Source organism: Oceanobacter sp. 3_MG-2023 (assembly GCF_030688925.1).
In the GTDB taxonomy this organism is placed as follows: domain Bacteria; phylum Pseudomonadota; class Gammaproteobacteria; order Pseudomonadales; family Oceanobacteraceae; genus Oceanobacter.
Map to the genome: position 1 here is coordinate 227859 of NZ_JAUYVX010000004.1, position 19875 is coordinate 247733.

Consider the following 19875-nt stretch of genomic DNA (forward strand, 5'->3'; position numbering starts at 1 on the left):
CAATGAAAAATTACAGAACTATTATTCCAGCAGCCAGTCATTGGTCTTTGAAAGTGCGTCGCGGTATGCAAATGACGCTAACAGATGTGGAAGGCGGTGCCAATGTTGGCATGGTTTTTTACAACCCTGAGAACTTGCTAGAGCGTTATAACGCGCCAGATACATTAAAAGGACAACATACTTTCAAGCTAACAAAAGGTCATTGTCTGTATTCCGATATGGGGCGTATTTTCGCTTCCATCATCGAAGATTCAGTAGGTTGGCATGAAACTGTGAGCGGAAACAGCCATGCCTCTCATGTGGAAGCGAAATGGGGTAAGCGTGATTATCAAAAAGATCATAATGAATGGCTGCAAAATGGTACGGATGCTTTATTAGTCGAGATGGCAAAATACGGATTAACTCAAGCGGACAGTACTGCGAACTTAAATTTGTTTAGCAAAGTTGTCACAGATGCTGATGGTAATATGCGTTTAGTAGAAGACAACAGCCCAGCGGGTAGTCGTATCACTTTGCGTTTTGAAATGGATACTTTGGTTATGCTGCACACTTGTGCTCATCCTTTGAGCCAAGCAACGACCTATCCGAAAAAGCCAGTTTCAATTCTATTAGAAAAAGCAGCGCCAGTTGAAGCAGACGATTTTTGCAAAATTTCTCGCCCAGAAAATGAACGAGGTTTTGCGAACAACGAACTTTATTATCTTGGCTATGAGGGTTAATCCATGATCAAAGAAAGCGTATTAAATACCAATGAAGCAAGCCAAATTTTTCATATTGAAGCGGGCGATTATTTTATCGCTACTATCAAATCAGGCAGTTATTTTCGTATCGTTGACCTGGAAGGTAACCAAGCAGCGGACACACTTTTTTACAACGCCAATAAACCGTCTGAGCGTTATAGTGCAACTGACACTATTCGTGAACAAGGGAATGTTTATTTGACCGCTGGATCAGAGCTTCGTACCAACGAAAATAACGTAATGATCACCATTGAAGCAGATACTTGTGGTCGACATGACACCTTAGGTGGTGCCTGTGCAACAGAAAGTAACACCATACGTTATGACCTAGAAAAGCGTTGTATGCACGCCTGTCGTGATAGCTGGATGTTGGCGATTGCGGAAAATCCAGAGTATGGCTTGTCGAAACGCGACATCAGCCACAATATCAATTTCTTTATGAATGTGCCTGTTACGGAAGAGGGTGGTTTAACGTTTGAAGATGGCATTTCTGGTGCTGGAAAGTACGTGGAAATGAAAGCTCAGATGGACATAGTGATACTGATTTCGAACTGTCCGCAATTAAATAACCCTTGTAATGGTTACAACCCAACACCGATTAATTTATTAGTTTGGGAAGCTTAATTGAGTCTCGCTTAAGGTAGTAAAAGAGAGGCATATTGAGATTTGAATAATAACACGCACAGTGGACGGCCATTGTGATGAGAGTGCAATCGGGACGGCCCGAACAAGGTTAAAGTATGCAGAGCAAAACCAATTATGAGTTTCACAAGGTACTCATTGCTAATCGTGGCGCGATCGCGACCCGTATTCTGCGAACGCTGAAAAAAATGCAGATTGGCTCCGTAGCCGTTTATGCGGAATCAGATGCTAAGAGTTTACATGTTAAACAGGCCGATGAAGCCTTTTCATTGGGTGAAGGTAGTGCCAGCGAAACGTATCTGGATATGGAGAAAATCCTTTCTATTGCGAAACAATCTGGCGTGAACGCTATACATCCCGGTTACGGATTTCTAAGTGAAAATGCGACCTTTGTTCGTCGTTGTGAAGAAGAAGGTATCGCTTTTATTGGCCCTACTGCAGAGCAAATGGTGGAATTTGGTCTGAAACATCGTGCTCGTGAGTTAGCGGAACAAGCGAATGTGCCTTTATTGTCAGGCTCAGACTTATTAAAAGATTTAACTTCCGCTTGCGAGACAGCTAATAATATTGGTTATCCCGTTATGCTGAAAAGTACCGCTGGTGGTGGCGGTATCGGTATGCAGCTTTGCCACAATGAAAAGGAGCTTCAAGACGGCTTCGATTCAGTGAAGCGTTTGGGCGCGAATAACTTTGCCGATGACGGTGTGTTTTTAGAAAAATTCATCGCTCGTGCGCGTCATATAGAAGTTCAAATTTTTGCCGATGGTAAAGGTAAAGCATTGGCTTTAGGGGAGCGAGATTGTTCCAGTCAGCGCCGCAACCAAAAAGTCGTGGAAGAATGTCCTGCCCCACATTTAACTCAACAAGTTCGTGCACAGCTTCATGCCACAGCAGAATCTTTGCTGTCTTCCGTTAAGTACCGTAATGCAGGGACGGTCGAGTTTATTTATGACATGGACAGTGAAGACTTCTACTTTTTGGAAGTAAATACTCGCTTACAAGTTGAACACGGTGTGACAGAAGAAGTCTACGGTGTTGACCTTGTAGAGTGGATGATTCGTTTAGCCGCTGGGGAAGATTTGGCCTTAGACGATAAACGTCATAATCTGGTGGCCAAAGGCCATGCAGTACAAGTTCGAGTTTATGCAGAAGACCCTTATAAAAACTTTCAGCCGTCGTCTGGCTTACTTAGTCAGGTGTCCTTTCCTGAGAACCAAGACAATGAAGTACGTATCGACTCTTGGATAGAAACAGGCATACAAGTATCGCCTTATTTTGATCCAATGCTCGCCAAGGTTATTGTTCACAAAGAAGATAGAGACAGTGCTTTTCTAGCGCTAAAAAACACATTAGATGAGAGTATTATTTATGGTACGGAAACCAATTTAGATTACCTACGTAATCTTGTTGTTGATCCTGTTCTTTTAAAGGGAGAGGTCAGTACCCGTTATCTTAATGAGTTTAAATATCAACCAAAACGTATTGATGTGCAAAGTGGCGGCACGCAAACCACTCTACAGGACTTTCCAGGTCGTGAGCATCACTGGAATGTCGGCGTACCACCTTCTGGTCCGTTTGATAATTATCATTTCCGCTTAGCCAATCGTTTATTAGGCAACCCAATAGACAGGGCTGCGATGGAAATTACTCTCCAAGGGCCAACGTTATGTTTCAGTTATGACACAAAAATTGCGCTTTCAGGGGCAAAAATTGACGCTAAGTTAGATGGTCAGCCGATTCCTCTTAATCAAGTCATCGAGCTATCAGCGGGTCAAACATTGACGTTAGGTAGAATCAAAGACGGTGGTGCAAGAAGCTACCTTGCGGTGGCAGGTGGCTTTGATTGTCCAGATTATTTGGGCTCAAAGTCCACCTTTACGCTAGGACAATTTGGCGGCCACAACGGGCGTGCGATTCAAACGGGTGACGTACTTCATGTACTGGAACCCGTGACAGAAGAACCAAACACCGTTGTACCGTCTGGTTTGCTGCGGGAACTTACTAATGAATATGAACTGCGTGTTATCTATGGTCCTCATGGTTCACCGGATTTCTTTACCGATGAAGACATTAAAACCTTTTTTGAAACAGAGTGGGAAATTCACTATAACTCCAGCCGAACGGGAGTACGCTTAATCGGGCCTAAACCTGAATGGGCTCGTAAAGACGGTGGTGAAGCTGGCTTGCATCCTTCGAATATTCACGATAACGCTTATGCTTTTGGCAGCGTGGATTTTACCGGAGATATGCCGGTGATTCTTGGACCTGATGGTCCTTCTTTGGGTGGCTTTGTTTGTCCTGCAACCGTCATTACGGCTGATTTATGGAAGCTTGGGCAGTTGCGTGCGGGAGATAAAATTCGTTTTGTCTCTGTCAGTATTGAAGATGCTGTCGCGTTAGAAGCGGAACAAAATAAAGGTTTGTCTGAATTAACAAGCATTCAAAACAGGACGATGCCTTGTCCTGTTTTGAGTCCTATTCTGAAAACCTTACCTGCTGATCGTTTTGGCGACGAGATTGTTTATCGTGCTGCTGGCGATCATTTCTTGTTAGTGGAATACGGCGAACAAATTTTAGATATTCGTTTACGTTTTCGCGTTCATGCTTTAATGCAATGGCTAGAACAAAATCCGTTAAAAGGCATGCGAGAACTCACTCCAGGTATTCGCTCTTTGCAGATTCACTATGATAGCCAAGTATTAAGTTACACCGCATTACTTGAGCATCTTGAGCAAGCTGAAATGGCACTCAGCGAAAAACTCACGGAATTATCTGTGCCTTCTCGTATCGTGTATTTACCGCTTTCTTGGGACGATAAAGCCTGCCAAGAAGCCATTGATAAATACAGCCAATCCGTACGATCGAATGCCCCTTGGTGCCCAAGCAACTTGGAATTTATCCGCCGTATTAATGGCTTGGACAGCATAAATGATGTGAAAGACATTCTTTTCAGTGCGAGTTACTTGGTAATGGGGCTTGGGGATGTTTATCTCGGCGCACCAGTCGCAACGCCAGTGGATCCTCGTCATCGTTTGGTGACAACCAAATACAACCCAGCGAGAACATGGACCGCAGAAAATTCCGTTGGCATTGGCGGTTCTTATTTGTGTGTGTATGGCATGGAAGGACCTGGAGGTTATCAATTCGTGGGACGAACGCTGCAAATGTGGAACCGCTACCGCCAAACGACAGAATTCAGCAAGCCTTGGCTATTACGTTTCTTCGATCAAATTCGTTTCTACGAGGTGAGTCATGAAGAGCTACAACAAATTCGTGACGATTTCCCTCATGGTGGCTTTTCTAATAACAAAAGCCCAATTCGTATTGAGGAAAGTGAATTTTCTCTGGCTGACTATCAAGCTTTTATAGAGGAACAAAGCGACAGCATCGATACTTTTAAGCAGCAACGCAATGAGGCCTTCGAAACGGAGTTGGCGAATTGGCACGCCAATGGCCAATTCCATTTTGATAGTGAAGAAGCGGATGTAGTAGCAAGTGAAGTGACATGGAATGAAGACGCGATTGTTATCGATAGCCCTGTCTCTGGCAGCTTATGGCAGACAGAGGTAACCGTAGGACAAGAAGTACAAGCAGGCGAACTATTGGTTATTTTAGAGTCGATGAAAATGGAAATTCCTTTATACGCTACAGAAGCCGGTGTCGTGACGGATTTGTTATTAACCGACGGTAGTCGAGTCAGCGCAGGGCAAGCCATTGTCGTGTTAGAAGCTGCAAATAAGTAGAGAATGGGAACTGAGAATTATGAGTATGACGATGAATAACGAAATAGAACATAGCCTTGATATGGGCATTGATGCACTGCGCGCTCAATATGCAGAAGGAAAAGTCACACCAGAGAAAATTATGGAAGATATTCGACAGCGTGCAGAGCAGTATAAAGACCACAATATTTGGATTCATCAGCTATCGCAAGCAGAGCAATCTGTTTGGTTAGAAGGTCTAAAAGAAAAACCTTTGGGTACTCATCCATTGTGGGGGATTCCCTTTGTTATTAAAGACAATATTGACCTTGCAGGTATTCCGACGACGGCAGGATGTAAAGAGTTTGCTTATACACCGGACGTTTCTGCTCAAGTCGTACAACAGCTTATTGATGCTGGTGCTATACCTGTTGGTAAAGCGAACTTAGACCAATTTGCAACAGGGCTAAATGGTACACGTTCACCTTATGGCGCGTGCCATAACGCGTTTAATTACGATTATGTGAGCGGTGGTTCTAGTTCAGGTTCTGCGGTATCGGTTGCATTGGGGTTAGCTTCATTCAGTTTAGGAACCGACACGGCAGGTTCTGGTCGTATTCCAGCTTGTTTTAATAATCTTGTCGGTGTGAAGCCAAGTATCGGTTTGTTATCGGCAACCGGTTTAGTACCAGCATGCCGTAGTTTGGACTGCATCACCATTTTCTCTTACAACACAGACGATGCGAATCTTGTTTTATCAGTAGCAGAAGGTTTTGATAAAAGAGATGGTTACAGCCGTGCTAATCCATTTTTGAACCAAGCAAGGCAATATGGATTGCGAACAGGGCCATTAATGGTCGGTGTGATCCCAGAACATCAGCTGAAATTCTTTGGTGACAAAGGTTATCAAAAAGCTTATGAAGCCACTTTGGCAAAACTCAAGGACGAAGGTTTTTCATTCCAAGAAATTGATTTTGCCCCATTCGATGAAATCGCCAAACTGTTGTATGAAGGCCCGTGGGTATCGGAGCGTTATATTGCCGCTCAACCTTTGATTGACGACAAGCCAGAGGCGATATTTCCTGTGGTTCGAGAAATTATTGCACCCGGTGGAAAACCACCTGCTACGTCTTTGTTTAAAGCGCAGTATCGTATTAATGATTTAAAACAAAATTGTTTAGCACAAATAGCGCAGGTCGATTGTTTGCTAACGCCAACCGCAGGTCGTCATTTCACGGTCTCAGAAATGTTGGCAGAGCCGATTAAGCATAATAGCGAGCTGGGTTATTACACCAACTTCATGAACCTATTAGACCTCGCTTCTATCGCTGTGCCGACGATGATGATGGAAAGTGGTATGCCTTTTGGTATTACTTTAGTCGGTTCGACTTTTAGTGATAGAGAGTTGATGTCGATTGCTAACCGTATTCAGCAAGCTTTACCTTTGAAAAAAGGGGCTCTAGACAGCATCGCCACACCGAAAAATACGACACCAGTGACAAGCACTAAAACCATTGATGTGATGGTTTGTGGTGCTCATTTAACAGGGCAGCCATTGAATTGGCAACTTGTTGAGCGTGGAGCCATGTTGAAAGCCAAAACAAAAACTGCAGCCAGTTATCGCATGTACGCCTTAGCCGGTGGCCCGCCGTTAAGGCCCGGGCTTGTTTTAGACAAAGAAAAAGGCTCAGCGATTGAAGTGGAAGTTTGGTCTATACCTACTGAAAACTTCGGTAGCTTTGTGGCATGCATTCCAGCGCCACTAGGTATAGGTAAAGTGATTCTTGCGAATGGCAGTCAAGTGAGCGGGTTTATATGTGAACCTTCTGGAATAGAAGGTGCGGAAGAAATCACCAATTTTAAAGGTTGGAAAGCTTACTTAAGTTCAATATGAATGCTTAAGAAAGCATACCTGTAGTGGTTCAATAATTTCGGGCACCAACGTAAGTGGTAAGATTACCACCATAAGAGAGGTGTACGGGATTATTGAACCACTACAACAGTGCCGTTTGTGTTTGTTAGAGCACTTCCGGCGGTTTTTATTTACCCGCGTTCAAAGCGGTATCAATATCGCTGGCGTTATGACGTTCTAACAGTTGTTCGTTTGGCTCACCAAAATTGCGGTTGATAATACGGCCGCGTTTAACCGCCGGGCGTGCATCAATGGCTTTGGCCCAGCGCATCACGTGGGTGTAACCCTCGGCTTCAATAAATTCGGCGGCATCGTACAGGCGTCCGAGAATCAATGCGCCATACCAGGGCCAGATGGCGATATCGGCGATGGTATATTCGTCGCCACACATAAAGGTGTTGTGTGCCAGGTGCTGGTCGAGTACGTCGAGCTGACGTTTGATTTCCATGGTGAAGCGGTTGATGGGGTATTCAAATTTTTCTGGGGCGTAGGCGTAAAAATGACCAAAGCCACCGCCCAGCATGGGGGCACTGCCCATTTGCCAGAATAACCAGTTAAAGCATTCGGTACGGCCAGCGGCATCGGTGGGAATAAAGGCATCAAACTTTTCGGCCAGGTACATCAGGATGGAGCCGGATTCAAATACTCGTTGTGGTGGTGTGACGCTGTAATCCAGTAGCGCTGGAATTTTGGAGTTCGGATTAACGTCGACAAAACCGGAACTGAACTGGTCGCCATCAACAATCTGGATCATCCAGGCGTCGTATTCTGCGGCGGTTTTTCCTGCTGCCAGCAGCTCTTCCAGCATTACGGTGATCTTGATGCCGTTAGGTGTTCCCATGGAGTAAAGCTGCAATGGGTGTTCACCCCGAGGCAATTCCTTGTCGTGAGTGGCTCCGGCTACCGGGCGGTTTATATTGGCAAACTTGCCGCCATTGCCAGGTTCCCAGGTCCAGACATTGGGAGGCGTATAGGTCGTATCGCTCATGATTCAGTCTCCATCGACAGGGTAAAAGTGTACAGGGGACATCCATATAATCCGGTGCTTACTCTGGGCTACCGGATGGTTTCGAATCACGAAGCCGACTTGCAGGCCTGACGGGTCAAGTCAAACGTCGGCGACACCGAGTCGAGATCATCCGGCAGCCCCCGAAGGGAGCAGGTTGCCGCCGTCCAGTGCGGTGTTGACGAATTTGAAAAGGACTCGTCATTTTGCTGCATTCGTCGCCTTGCCCTGAACAATGGCAACACTCGCGCAGAGCCGTGCAGGATTAAATGGATGTCCCCTACAGTGTATGAAGTTAGCGGGGTTTGACTACGGTGCTTTCTGGCACGATGAGTTGCAGTTGGCTTGATGCAGCTGCTTGTGGTCGTTTTATTCTTGGGTAATCTGATACTTATCTCTTCATGACTGTCTGATCAAGGAGGCTGCAATGACGCGTAAACAGCATGGGTTATCGATTGGAATCAACCGTGAAAATGAGCGGTTTTTTATCTCTCTCAAGGCTCAGGGAATCCTGACGCATCGCGATTATGAAACCATTACTCCGTTGCTGGATGGGGCGCTGGCGGAAGTCAATGATCCCAAGGTCAGAATCATGATCGATGGTTCCGAATTTGAAGGCTGGGAGTTACAGGCCGCCTGGGATGATCTCAAACTGGGGTTGAAGCATGGCTCCGAATTTGAGCGGATTGCCATTTATGGTAATGCCGACTGGCAGCAGTGGATTGCCAGAATTGCCAGTTGGTTTATTGCTGGGGAAGTGCGCTTTTTTGATAATTATATCGATGCGCTGGATTGGCTCTGTGATAACAAGGTGGGTGCAACCAGGAAATAAACCCACGAAATAAACCCACGATAGGGTGGTGTCGGTATGCTGTGTCTGGTTTGTCTTTGTTACGACTGGGCCACCAGGGTTAGGACGCTATGACGCTATCAGGCGGGGGGCCGAAGCCAGGGATACAAAGGATAAAAGGATAGCCAGCGTTGGTATTGGTCAGCGTGATGGGCTGCAATGCAGCCCATCGATCGAGGGTTTGATCAGTGCTGCAGTACCTGGCTGAGGAACAGCTGCAAGCGATCGGTTTCTGGTTGTTCGAAAAACTCAACCGGTGTGTTTTCTTCAACGATTTCGCCACCGTCCATAAAGATCACACGGTCAGCCACTTTTTTGGCGAAGCCCATTTCATGGGTAACACACAGCATGGTCATGCCTTCATCCGCCAGTTCGACCATCACGTCGAGCACTTCCTTGACCATTTCCGGGTCGAGGGCGGAGGTGGGTTCGTCAAACAGCATGATTTCTGGTGCCATACACAGTGACCGGGCAATCGCTACCCGCTGTTGCTGACCGCCAGACAGTTGGCCTGGGTATTTCAGCGCCTGTTCTGCAATCTTGACCCGTTCCAGATAGTTCATCGCCATGGCTTCTGCTTCGGCCTTGGGCTTTTTTTGCACCCAGATCGGCCCGAGGGTCAGGTTTTCCAGAATGGTCAGGTGTGGGAACAGGTTAAAATGCTGGAACACCATACCGACATCGTGACGAATGGCTTCAATGTTTTTGACGTCATCGATCATTTCGATGCCGTTGACGATCAGCGCGCCGCGCTGGAATTCTTCCAGGCGGTTGATGCAGCGGATCATGGTCGATTTACCCGAGCCGGAGGGGCCACAGATAACGATACGTTCGCCTTTCTTGACGGTGAAATTAATGTCCTTGAGAACATGAAAATCACCGTACCACTTGTTCAGGCTGGCCAGGGTGATGACATCGCCGGGAGCCTGTATCGGCGCTGTGCCCTGAGAGACGTTGCTGTTGTTCAGATTGGTACTCATCGCTTGGTTTCCGTAAGTCAGGACTTGTGGCTGGTGTCTAGTTTGCGTTCAATGCGGGTGGCGACCATCGACATGCTGAAACAGCAGATCCAGTAAATCACCGCAACAAACAGGTACGCTTCGGTGGAGAAGCCACCCAGCCAGTTGGAATTGGTAAGGGCATTCTGGGCTGTACTGAGAATTTCAAAAATACCAATGATCATCAGGAAGGTGGTGTTTTTGAACAGCATGACCGAGGTGGCCAGAATATTCGGCATGGAGACCTTGATCACCTGCGGCAAAATCACCAGCAAGGTGGTTTGCCAGTAGCTCAGGCCAATGGCGGCGGAGGCTTCATACTGTCCGGATGGAATCGCCTGAAAACCACCGCGATACACTTCGGCCATATACCCCGCCATAAACAGCGTCAGTACGATCCAGACCCGCAACAGTTTGTCGACGTTGGTGCCTTCCGGGAAGAACAGCGGCAACATGACCGAGCCCATAAAGAACAGTGCCAGTACCGGTACACCACGGAAAAATTCGATCAGTACCACACAGATGCTGCGGGCCATGGGCATATTGGAACGTCGTCCCAGAGCCCATAGAAACCCCAGTGGCATCCCCAGAATAATACTGGCAGACGCCAGGAACAGGTTGAGAGAAAAACCACCCCAGTAGGCGGTGCTGACGTATTCCAGACCCAGTAAACGGCCATCAAGAATGATAATGGCTATAAAAGGGAAGGCCAGCAGCAACATGATATCGACCTTGTTGCGCAGTTTCGGCGGCAACCAGTAAGGGGAGGATAATACGGCCCCTAGCAATATCAGGCTGAGATTGACCCGCCACAGACTGGCATCCGGATAGTTGCCATACATCAGCGGTTGTATCCAGACCTTGATAAATACCCAACAGGCACCGTCGCCAGTACAGGCATCCTGGGTCTGGCCACTGATATGGGCTGAAATAAACAGCCAGTCGGCCAATGCCGGGATAAATGACCCCAGTAATGCCAGCAGAACCAGAGTGATGGCACTGTTCAGTGGCGAGGAGAACAGGTTGTTCTTGAGCCAGGCTTGTTTGCCAACAACGGTAACGGGCGCTGGCTCAGCGGCTTTGGGGTGAAAGATACGACCGCCAGTTGGCGTTGTGGTATCAGAGGGTACGACCGGGTGACTCATGGTTATTTCCTCTCTGCCAGGCTGACTTTGCTGTTGAACCAGTTCATGGTGAACGAAATGGTCATATTGATGGCGAAGTAGACGGCCAGAGTCATAAAGACAATTTCAATGGCTTGCCCAGTCTGGTTCAGGCTGGTACCGACAAAGACGGTAAACAAGTCGGGATAGCCGATGGCTGTTGCCAGGGTCGAGTTTTTCACCAGCGACTGATATTCGCTGTTGAGCATGGGCACAATAACCCGCATGGCTTGTGGTACAACGATCAACTTCATGATCTGGCTGTCTTTCAGGCCGATACTGCGTGCGGCTTCGGTCTGGCCATGAGGCACGGCCTGGATTCCGGCGCGCACGGCTTCGGCAATAAAGGCACCGGTATAGATACTCAGGGCAACCGCCAGCGCCATCAGTTCGGGGATAACGGTGATGCCACCACGGAAGTTGAAGCCTTTTAATTGCGGGTAATCCAGCGTGAAAGGAATACCGGACAACAGGGTTGCCAGTAGTGGCAAACCGATCAGCAAGGCCAGTGACAGACGTAAGACCGGCAGTTGTACACCTTCCAGTTCCTGTTTGCGTTTGGCCCAGCGGTACAGGGCAAAAACACCGATGATGGCCGCAACGATCGAGCCGTACACCAGACCGGCACCGGGTTCGCTAATCAGCTTGGGCAAATACAGCCCGCGGATATTCAGGAATAAAGCGTCTCCAAGGCTGTAACTGTTACGGGCGCTGGGTAACGCCGCCAGGACAGCGAAGTACCAAAAGAAAATTTGCAGCAGCAGAGGGATGTTGCGGAATATTTCGACGTACACCACTGACAGGCGCTGTACCAGCCAGTTGCTGGAAAAATAGGCAACACCCATCAAAAAGCCAATGATGGTGGACAGCACAATACCAATGGCACCGACCAGTATGGTGTTGAGCAAGCCAACAATAAACGTATCGAAGTAGGTATGGGTGGCGTCGTAATCCACCAGGGTCATCAGAATGTCGAAGCCGGCCGTGGTGCTGAGGAAATCAAAGCCGGTCTGAATACCCCGGGATTCCATATTGGCGAGGGTATTGCTGATGATCAGAAATACAAGATATCCGATCCCGATTACCAGGAGCAGCTGGTAAAACAAGGCACGGAAACGGGGGTTATTATAAAACGCGGGAGCCGAGCCCGCAGGCTGGGTAGGGCGCGTACCGTTGGTCATAGGTCTCTCTCTGTATCCGGTAAAACGCATTCACCCGCCAAAAGGCGGGTGAATGTCATCGTGGCGATCAGCGGATCGGGTTGGAATACATAATGCCGCCCTTGTTCCACTGGGCGTTGAGGCCGCGGGCAATTTTCAGTGGTGAGCCAGAGCCGACGTTACGCTCGAAGACTTCACTGTAGTTACCTACTTGAGAGACGATGTTATAGGCCCACTTGGCGTCAAGGCCCAGTTTGGAGCCTGCGTCGCCGGTGTTACCCAACAGACGTTGTTGTTCCGGTGTACCGGACTTGGCCAGTTTGGATGCCGTGCTGCTGGTGACATTGAGGAATTCAGCTTCAATCAAGGCAGCCAGTGACCATTTCACAACGTTGAACCAGGCGTCGTCACCCTGACGTACTACGGGTCCGAGAGGTTCTTTGGAGATGACTTCTGGCAATACCATGGCGCTTGATGGCTTTTTCAGGCCAATACGCAGGGCATACAGCTGGGATTGGTCGGAAGTCAGTACGTCACAGCGGCCACTTTCAAAACCGGAACGGGTCTGGTCGGAGGTATCAAAGGTGATCGCGGTGTATTTCATGCCGTGGGCGCGGAAATAATCCGCCAGGTTCAGTTCGGTAGTTGTACCGGCCTGAATACAAACCGCAGCACCGTCAAGGTCGTTCACGCTGCTGACACCGAGGCTTTTCGAAACCATAAAGCCCTGGCCATCGTAGTAGTTGACACCGGCAAAGTTCAGGCCCAGTGATACGTCACGGGTCAGGGTCCAGGTGGTGTTACGGGACAGCATATCGACTTCGCCAGATTGCAGCGCGGTAAAACGCTCCTTGGCGGTCAGTGGCTTGTACTGAACCTTGTCAGAGTCACCCAGTACGGCAGCAGCAACGGCGCGACAGACATCAACGTCGATACCGCTCCACTTGCCTTTTTCATCTTTTTGAGAGAAACCGGCCAGTCCAGTGCTGACACCACAGGATACGGAACCTCGTTTCTGTACATCTTCCAGCGTTCCGGCTTGTGCTGTCATAGAAAGACCGAGTACGAGGCCTGTTGCAGCCATCGTCACTTGTTTCAACATAGTGTGCTCCCTGTGTGAGTAGTATCGAGTAATAAAAGCGTTTGCTTGCTTCGCTCTGTTATTCAATAAAAGTGCCAATAAGTTACTGTTGCTCAAATAATGCACTGAAATCGTTCATGACCCCTTGTGATCAGCATCGTGGCTAGGTCGGCAAAATACAATGGGCAATACAAGACGCAGTTCTGACATTTTTATCCAGAACTGTACTGGCTGTGCATTAATTCTGGGCGATCGGGATTGTTTTTTGCCCTGTTTTGGAGCGATTTTTTTGTGGGGTTTTTGCGTTGAAGCAGGAATTACCTGTAAGAAAACAGTCTGATAAACGACTGTAAAGTAAATTCCCTGACTACAAGAGTATGTTTATGTCCCGTTCTGTTAACTTCCTGCGCTCGACGACGAGCCGGAATAACTGGCTATTGATGGCTTGTCTGGCATTTTTTTCCCATTGGGCCACCGCCGCCGAAGGCCTGTTTGAACCCTTCACACAAGAGCGGTTTGAGGCACTGGTCGAGCAGCAAGCCCCGGTGCTGGTTGATATTCATGCGGTGTGGTGTCCGACCTGCAAGTTGCAGGGCGAAGTACTGTCTGCCTTCCAGAAAGAGCATGCCCAGTGTGATCTGACCATTTTACAGGTCGACTTTGATGATCAAAAAGAATGGGTGCGTCATTTCAAGGCACCACGGCAGTCCACTTTTGTGTTGTATACCGGCGGTGAACGTAGCTGGTTCAGTGTCGCTGAAACACGGCAAAATGTGATCACAGATGCCTTGAAACAACGGATCGGTTGCTGATCATGCTGGAGTTTTCGTCGATTCCGCTGGCATTTGTTGCCGGTATGCTCAGCATTCTTTCTCCTTGTGTCTGGCCACTATTGCCGATGACTGTCGGGGTTGCCCGTGCCAATGGCAAGATGGGCGTGCTGGCGATGGGAGCCGGGCTCAGTCTGGCTTTCGCGATTGCCGGTTCGCTGCTGACCTTTGTATTGGTCAGTCTGGGTCTGGACCCGGAACTGTTCCGTTACTTCTCGGCGGCACTGTTGATTGTGATGGGGCTGATTCTGGTGATCCGGCCGTTGGCGGATGCGCTGACCCTGCGTTTGTCGATGTGGATGTCGCGACGCAATATCAACAGCGCCAAACTCGACTGGATGGGGCCATTTGGCACCGGTTTGTTAACCGGTATTGTCTGGTTGCCCTGTGTGGGGCCAACGTTGGGAGCGGCGATTGCACTGGCGTCGGTAGGGCAGGATCTGGCATTGGCCTTTGTGATTATGCTGGCCTTTGGTTTGGGAACCGCAGCGGTAATGATCGTTGCAGGGCTGACCTCATCGGCGGCATTACGACGGTTGAATAACCGGATGATTTCCGGTGGTCGTGCTGGCAAATACCTGTTGGGCAGCATGATGCTGTTGCTGGGTCTGGCGGTGCTGTTGGGGATCGACAAACTGGCAGAGCGCTGGGCGGTGGGCTGGTTGCCGACCTGGATGGTCAGTTTCTGAAGATGGACACCCACTTGAATGCACTTGAATTGATGGACTAATGCTGAAGGTGGATGCTGAAGGTGGACACCCACTAACGCTCTTGAATGGATACCCATTGGAAGGATGAAATATAGGTATCTGTTTAATAGTGGGTGTCCGGCTTATTTTTGTCCGGCTTATTCGTCCGGATTGATCGCTTGTTTATTCATGAAAATCCCAGAAATTACTGCTGAATCTTACAAATAAAATGTTGGATGGCAATTAAAGAATAGAACCAATAACCACAAGTTGAAATAGATTTTATCGGATTTATTTCGTTCGTCTGGCTCTATTGTAAAAAGATGGCTTGATTATCATGAATGTATTATGTAAATTCTTGTGATTTTATTTTAAAATAAATTACTCGAACCAGAATCAGGATTATTATGTCATTGTTTAAATACTCATCTGGAAGTCAGCTATCCCTGCCGAAAAATGATCAACACCAGTTTGCGATGCAACATGCAATGACGTTGTTTCATGCTAATGCTATTTATAGTTTTATACCTAAAAATGGCTGTTCAACTATGCGTCTATCTGTTGCTGTCGCTAATGGTTGTATTGATGGAATAGAGCAAGGCCATTGGATACATAATAATAATGGTACATTTATGCCTTCTTTGGCAGAAGCAGTGCGAGCCAACTATAAATTTGTTGTTTTACGTTGCCCGTTCAGGCGCCTGGCAAGCGTTTTTCTTGATAAATTTGTTGCGAAAGAGATAAATGCCTGGATGTATCGGGATGTTCTGAATCGAAACATTGAATTAGATGATTTGACCTTTGAGTCATTTGTTTTATCTTTGCAAAAGAAAGATATTTTGAATAGTGATATTCACTGGTGTCAACAAAGTGATTTTTTATTGTATAAAGAATATTCTGATTATTTTTCTTTGGAAAATTTTTCCAAAGCGATAAGCACATTAAAAGAGAAGATTTCTCTTGATGTGATCGATGCTCGACCACTGACCATGCATGGTATTGATGGTTATGAACTATTGGATGATAAAGATTATAGTCAAATAAATGCTTTTGATATTTCGATATTAAAGAGGCAAGGAAAGTGCCCTAGTCCTGCTTCTTTATATACACCCAAGTTAATAGAGGTGGTAAAACGTGTTTATGCCAAAGACTTTACCCTTTATAAAAAAAGATGTGATGCCAGGGATTTGTTGTTTTAATTTCCTGCTGTGTCACGACTAAAGATGGACACCCATTTCAGCTGAATGTAGGCATCCTTTCAACAATGGATGTCTGTTTATGAGTGGCGGATCACTCAGTGCAGAAACAGATAATCCAGCAGTGGGTGCAGCAATATCCCGAACAACAATATTTGTACGATGGCCAACAGTGCCAGCAGGGTTGTCAGATAGCGGCCAGTTGCTGTCGACGCTGATGGCAGAACCGTTTCGGAGGCCAATGCTGGATCGCTCGTCGCCATGCGATCGCGCAGATTGGTCAGCTCGTGTGGCTGAAAGCCTTGCTGTAGCACCAGTTCGTCGGCGATATGTTCAGTTACTTGATGATACATGGATATTAATCGACGGCGGGTCTGTGGCAGCCAGCACCAAAGCAGCCGTTGCAGCAACCAGCGCCTGAGATTGTCGCGCCGCCATTGGTGGCTGTGTTCATGAATCAACACCAGTCGGCGTTCGCGTTCGGTCAGTTCATCAAACAAACCTTGTGACAGGTAAATCACCGGCTGCCAAAAGCCAACACACCAGGCCAGACGCTTTGTCGACGGCACCAGTCGAATATTGCGCTGGCGATCCAGAGTTGAAAGGTGCTGCATCAATTGCAGTTGCCGATGCCGCCGCTGTAACTGCCACAGGCGCGACCCCAGCACCATGGCCAATATCAGACTCAGGACCAGCAGGCTGTTAATTGCCGTTGCGGAATACTCAATCAGTTCTGGTGCATGGACGCCGCATAGATCGCCGTGACAGTGGGGGATAAACCAGAAGCCAAGCCAGTCGGGATTGGCCAGCCAAAGGCCTGCACACAAGCCAACCATCCAGGGCATCAGACTCCAATACCAGAGCCAGCGCTCTTGCTGGGCAGATGAGCTGGTGCCGAAACGTAACACCCGGTCGGTGAGAAGGCTGCACAACCAGGCAGAACCACAAAGCGCTACGGCTCCACCAAGAAATACATCGGTCAGTCCAGGAGCCAGATTATTGATCATTGCTTGGGTTGGCGGCTGAGGGGGTGTCTTGTTCCAGTGCCTGGCGCAACTGTCCTTGAGCCTCCGGAGTCGTGGCCGACAGATAGTCGACAAACCCGGCGACCAGTGCCTGGCCGTTGGCATCGCCGAGATCTGTAGCTATATCAGACAACAAACAGGCCACCAGATCAGCTTTCTGCAGCAGTGGCCGGTATAGATAGGAGCGGCCGCTTTTCTCCCGTGCCAGCAGGTGTTTGCGGTGCAGACGCTCAAGGGTACTCTGCACTGTACTGAGGCTGATGTTTTCTTGCTGTACTTGTAAAGACTGGGCTGATTGCGGACTCTGCTGCCAAAGCAGCTCCATCACCAGAATTTCCCGTTCACCCAACGTTGGGGTGCGGGAGTGACAGCGATGAAAACCAAGCCAGCGTTTCAGTGAGACGGTCATAAAAGATTGAGTATTTTCCACTTGATGACCCAATCTTACACCTTCCGTTGTTTGTTAAGGTGTTTGTTAAGGTGTTTTTTGCTGCCAGCCCCAGACTGGAGCTGATGTTAGCGGAGAGGCGCACCTGGAAAGCAAATCTGGAAAGCAAATCTTTAATAACCGATGACCAACACCGAGCTGTTATCGGTATTGGCCTGTAATGCTTCAATCCCCCGGATAACACTGTCCACACCGTGGCTGGCAAGCCGTTGCAAGCACGGCCGTAATCCGGGAATCTTTATGAATCGTAAACGCTCCGCCTCTATTTATTCAGCGGTTAATACACTGCTTGTCTTGCCGCAGGCTATGGTATTGGCCTGTTTGTCAGCGATGGTCCATGCGCATGGCATCGACATGGACGATAGCTATCATGACCTGGAAAGTATTCATGTGTTTGGCCGCAAACCGATGCTGGGAGAGGCCATTTCTGCTTCCGAAGGGTACGTTGATCAGGATGCCATTGAGGTGCGCCCGTTGCTGCGCACCGGTGAAGTGCTGGAACTGGTCCCCGGCATGGTGGTGACCCAACACAGTGGTTCGGGCAAGGCCAACCAGTATTTCCTGCGGGGGTTTAATCTTGACCATGGCACCGACTTTGCCGTGTTGGTAGACGAGATGCCGGTCAATATGCGCAGTCACGGACATGGTCAGGGTTACACCGACCTGAACTTCCTGATTCCTGAAGCAATTCAATCGCTGGAATACCAGAAGGGCAGTTACGACGCCAGCGTTGGTGACTTCAGTAGCTCCGGCAACGCAGCGTTCACGACGGCTTCCCGGCTGGATAAGGGCCTCGCCAAAATCACCCTGGGGCAGGATGCCTATCAGCGCGGCTTGCTGATGGACAGTGTTAACACCGGTACGGGGGACTTCTTCTACGCCCTGGAAAAACAGGGTTACGATGGCCCTTGGACGGATGTGAGCGAAGACATTGATAAAACCAATGTATGGCTGAAATACCGCCAGCCGCTAGCCGGTGGCGACTGGTCGATCAGCCTGATGGGTTACGACAACCAATGGAACAGCGCCGATCAGATCCCGGAACGGGCAGTGGCCAGCGGCCAGATTGATGAACTGGGTTCGCTTGACGACACTGTCGGCGGCAAGAGTGACCGCTACAGCATCAATAGCCAATGGCAAAGCGCCAACCTGAGCCTGTCGGCCTACGCTATTCGCTACAATATGAACCTGTGGTCGAACTTCACTTATTACCTGGATGACAGCGACAATGGTGATCAGTTTGAACAGGTCGATCATCGCTGGATCTACGGCGGCCAGATCGAATATCGGCAGCAATCCGAGCTGGCCGGTGTGGTTGCCAGTACCCGCATCGGGGCGGATTACCAGCTTGATGATATTGATGAAGTGGGTCTGTATCACACCACTGAACGCCAGCGCCTTGGTACCATTCGCAGCGACGCAGTGACCCAGCAAAGCCTGGGCTTGTTTGCCGATACCACGCTGTACTGGAACGAGCAATGGCGCACCATGATTGGCGTACGTTACGACTACTTTGATTTTGACGTAGACAGCCGGGTGGATGTGAACCAGAACGGCGTTGATCTGAGCGCCAACAGCGGCACTGCGGATGATACTAATCTGTCGTTGAAAAGCAGCCTGGTCTACGCACCGGATCAAAACCGGGAAATCTATCTGTCGATTGGGCAAGGGCTGCACTCCAACGATGCGCGCGGTACCACTATTCAGGTGGATCCGGCGGATGGCAGCGACGTTGATGCCGTTGATCCACTGGTGGACTCCATCGGTTATGAACTGGGCGTGCGTGGTCTGATAGCCGAACGCCTGAATGCTTCACTGGTGTTGTGGCAACTGGATCTTGATAGCGAGCTGCTGTTTGTTGGTGACGCCGGTAACACGGAAGCCACCCGGTCATCACGCAGGCAAGGGATAGAAATGACCGGCTACCTCAACCTTACCGAAGCCTGGAACGCCGACCTGGAGTACGCTTATACCCGCGCCCGCTTTCGCGACAGCTCGGATGATGGCGACTATATTCCGGGTGCTCCGGAATCCGTCGCTCAGGCTGGCTTGACCTATATTGGCGCGACGCCGTCCGCTCAGCCATGGTCTGGCAGCTTGCGTATGCGTTACATTGGCCCCCGTGCGTTACTTGAAGATAACTCGGAACGGGCAGGCAGCAACCTGGTGCTTAATGCCGCCACACAGCTGGAGTTACAGAATTGGCAGTTTGGTCTGGAAGTACTCAATCTGCTCGATAGCGATGACCACGACATCGACTACTGGTACGAAAGCCAGCTGGCTGGAGAAAGCGAAGCGCAGGAAGGCTTGCACTACCATGTAATGGAGCCGCGCACGGTACGGATGAGTGCGGCACTGATGTTTTAACGGCAGGGTTGCTGGAGGGGCTGGAGACTGGGGCTGTTATTGCGATGCGGCTGCTCCGCTGATGGGC

Annotated in this window: 16 protein-coding genes; 9 read left to right on the forward strand and 7 right to left on the reverse strand. The window is 48.9% G+C overall.

Annotated elements, in window-relative coordinates; genetic code table 11:
* The first annotated feature begins 2 nt into the window (after positions 1 to 2).
* The 4 genes from Q8W32_RS05650 (at position 3) to atzF (ending at position 6977) form a co-directional block, all read left to right on the forward strand.
* A complete protein-coding gene (locus Q8W32_RS05650; protein WP_305414097.1) occupies positions 3 to 719 on the forward strand; it encodes an urea amidolyase associated protein UAAP1 in 717 nt (238 codons plus the stop codon).
* Between the two features lie 3 nt (positions 720 to 722).
* A complete protein-coding gene (locus Q8W32_RS05655) occupies positions 723 to 1364 on the forward strand; it encodes an urea amidolyase associated protein UAAP2 (protein ID WP_303434583.1) in 642 nt (213 codons plus the stop codon).
* 116 nt (positions 1365 to 1480) lie between these two features.
* Positions 1481 to 5125, forward strand: coding sequence for an urea carboxylase (gene uca / locus Q8W32_RS05660; protein ID WP_305414098.1), 3645 nt, complete (start codon positions 1481 to 1483; stop codon positions 5123 to 5125).
* A 19-nt stretch (positions 5126 to 5144) separates the two neighbouring features.
* The gene (gene atzF / locus Q8W32_RS05665; protein ID WP_305414099.1) at positions 5145 to 6977 is read left to right on the forward strand and encodes an allophanate hydrolase; all 1833 of its coding nucleotides are present in this window, start codon (positions 5145 to 5147) and stop codon (positions 6975 to 6977) included.
* A gap of 145 nt (positions 6978 to 7122) precedes the next feature.
* Here the strand turns inward: atzF and yghU are convergent, their stop codons facing one another.
* On the reverse strand, positions 7123 to 7983 hold the full coding sequence (gene yghU / locus Q8W32_RS05670; protein ID WP_305414100.1) for a glutathione-dependent disulfide-bond oxidoreductase: 861 nt from the start codon (positions 7981 to 7983) through the stop codon (positions 7123 to 7125).
* A 445-nt stretch (positions 7984 to 8428) separates the two neighbouring features.
* On the opposite strand from yghU, the gene Q8W32_RS05675 reads away from it, so the two are divergent.
* The gene (locus Q8W32_RS05675; RefSeq protein WP_305414101.1) at positions 8429 to 8833 is read left to right on the forward strand and encodes an STAS/SEC14 domain-containing protein; all 405 of its coding nucleotides are present in this window, start codon (positions 8429 to 8431) and stop codon (positions 8831 to 8833) included.
* A gap of 203 nt (positions 8834 to 9036) precedes the next feature.
* On the opposite strand, the gene Q8W32_RS05680 is transcribed toward Q8W32_RS05675, so the two are convergent.
* The 4 genes from Q8W32_RS05680 to Q8W32_RS05695 all read right to left on the reverse strand — a co-directional run bounded on the left by Q8W32_RS05680 (position 9037) and on the right by Q8W32_RS05695 (position 13274).
* Entirely contained in the window at positions 9037 to 9831 is a 795-nt protein-coding gene (locus tag Q8W32_RS05680; protein ID WP_303434578.1) for an amino acid ABC transporter ATP-binding protein, read from the reverse strand.
* 17 nt (positions 9832 to 9848) lie between these two features.
* Positions 9849 to 10994 (reverse strand): amino acid ABC transporter permease, encoded by a 1146-nt coding sequence (locus Q8W32_RS05685; protein WP_305414102.1) that lies wholly within the window; start codon positions 10992 to 10994, stop codon positions 9849 to 9851.
* Positions 10995 to 10996: 2 nt separating this feature from the next.
* Positions 10997 to 12193, reverse strand: coding sequence for an amino acid ABC transporter permease (locus Q8W32_RS05690; protein ID WP_305414103.1), 1197 nt, complete (start codon positions 12191 to 12193; stop codon positions 10997 to 10999).
* A gap of 67 nt (positions 12194 to 12260) precedes the next feature.
* Entirely contained in the window at positions 12261 to 13274 is a 1014-nt protein-coding gene (locus Q8W32_RS05695) for an amino acid ABC transporter substrate-binding protein (protein ID WP_305414104.1), read from the reverse strand.
* Positions 13275 to 13636: 362 nt separating this feature from the next.
* On the opposite strand from Q8W32_RS05695, the gene Q8W32_RS05700 reads away from it, so the two are divergent.
* From Q8W32_RS05700 to Q8W32_RS05710, 3 genes are all read left to right on the forward strand, one after another.
* Complete coding sequence (locus Q8W32_RS05700) at positions 13637 to 14065, forward strand: thioredoxin family protein (RefSeq protein ID WP_303434574.1); 429 nt, start codon at positions 13637 to 13639, stop codon at positions 14063 to 14065.
* 2 nt (positions 14066 to 14067) lie between these two features.
* Positions 14068 to 14772: a cytochrome c biogenesis CcdA family protein gene (locus tag Q8W32_RS05705; protein ID WP_303434573.1), complete on the forward strand. Its 705-nt coding sequence runs from the start codon at positions 14068 to 14070 to the stop codon at positions 14770 to 14772.
* Between the two features lie 407 nt (positions 14773 to 15179).
* The gene (locus tag Q8W32_RS05710; RefSeq protein WP_305414105.1) at positions 15180 to 15971 is read left to right on the forward strand and encodes a sulfotransferase family 2 domain-containing protein; all 792 of its coding nucleotides are present in this window, start codon (positions 15180 to 15182) and stop codon (positions 15969 to 15971) included.
* Between the two features lie 95 nt (positions 15972 to 16066).
* Here Q8W32_RS05710 and Q8W32_RS05715 read toward each other — a convergent pair whose 3' ends face one another.
* Positions 16067 to 16975 (reverse strand): M56 family metallopeptidase, encoded by a 909-nt coding sequence (locus Q8W32_RS05715; protein ID WP_305414106.1) that lies wholly within the window; start codon positions 16973 to 16975, stop codon positions 16067 to 16069.
* The gene (locus Q8W32_RS05720) at positions 16965 to 17423 is read right to left on the reverse strand and encodes a BlaI/MecI/CopY family transcriptional regulator (RefSeq protein WP_305414107.1); all 459 of its coding nucleotides are present in this window, start codon (positions 17421 to 17423) and stop codon (positions 16965 to 16967) included. The genes Q8W32_RS05715 and Q8W32_RS05720 overlap by 11 nt, the downstream gene beginning before the upstream one ends.
* 258 nt (positions 17424 to 17681) lie before the next feature.
* Between Q8W32_RS05720 and Q8W32_RS05725 the strand changes: the two genes are divergently transcribed.
* The gene (locus Q8W32_RS05725) at positions 17682 to 19808 is read left to right on the forward strand and encodes a TonB-dependent receptor (RefSeq protein WP_305414108.1); all 2127 of its coding nucleotides are present in this window, start codon (positions 17682 to 17684) and stop codon (positions 19806 to 19808) included.
* The last annotated feature ends 67 nt before the right edge of the window (positions 19809 to 19875 follow it).

Excerpts from the sequence above, each read along its gene's own strand:
- Q8W32_RS05650 (WP_305414097.1), top strand. The coding sequence starts at position 3 with ATGAAAAATTACAGAACTATTATTCCAGCAGCCAGTCATTGGTCTTTG.
- Q8W32_RS05655 (WP_303434583.1), top strand. The coding sequence starts at position 723 with ATGATCAAAGAAAGCGTATTAAATACCAATGAAGCAAGCCAAATTTTT.
- uca (WP_305414098.1), top strand. The coding sequence starts at position 1,481 with ATGCAGAGCAAAACCAATTATGAGTTTCACAAGGTACTCATTGCTAAT.
- atzF (WP_305414099.1), top strand. The coding sequence starts at position 5,145 with ATGAGTATGACGATGAATAACGAAATAGAACATAGCCTTGATATGGGC.
- yghU (WP_305414100.1), bottom strand. The coding sequence starts at position 7,983 with ATGAGCGATACGACCTATACGCCTCCCAATGTCTGGACCTGGGAACCT.
- Q8W32_RS05675 (WP_305414101.1), top strand. The coding sequence starts at position 8,429 with ATGACGCGTAAACAGCATGGGTTATCGATTGGAATCAACCGTGAAAAT.
- Q8W32_RS05680 (WP_303434578.1), bottom strand. The coding sequence starts at position 9,831 with ATGAGTACCAATCTGAACAACAGCAACGTCTCTCAGGGCACAGCGCCG.
- Q8W32_RS05685 (WP_305414102.1), bottom strand. The coding sequence starts at position 10,994 with ATGAGTCACCCGGTCGTACCCTCTGATACCACAACGCCAACTGGCGGT.
- Q8W32_RS05690 (WP_305414103.1), bottom strand. The coding sequence starts at position 12,193 with ATGACCAACGGTACGCGCCCTACCCAGCCTGCGGGCTCGGCTCCCGCG.
- Q8W32_RS05695 (WP_305414104.1), bottom strand. The coding sequence starts at position 13,274 with ATGTTGAAACAAGTGACGATGGCTGCAACAGGCCTCGTACTCGGTCTT.
- Q8W32_RS05700 (WP_303434574.1), top strand. The coding sequence starts at position 13,637 with ATGTCCCGTTCTGTTAACTTCCTGCGCTCGACGACGAGCCGGAATAAC.
- Q8W32_RS05705 (WP_303434573.1), top strand. The coding sequence starts at position 14,068 with ATGCTGGAGTTTTCGTCGATTCCGCTGGCATTTGTTGCCGGTATGCTC.
- Q8W32_RS05710 (WP_305414105.1), top strand. The coding sequence starts at position 15,180 with ATGTCATTGTTTAAATACTCATCTGGAAGTCAGCTATCCCTGCCGAAA.
- Q8W32_RS05715 (WP_305414106.1), bottom strand. The coding sequence starts at position 16,975 with ATGATCAATAATCTGGCTCCTGGACTGACCGATGTATTTCTTGGTGGA.
- Q8W32_RS05725 (WP_305414108.1), top strand. The coding sequence starts at position 17,682 with ATGAATCGTAAACGCTCCGCCTCTATTTATTCAGCGGTTAATACACTG.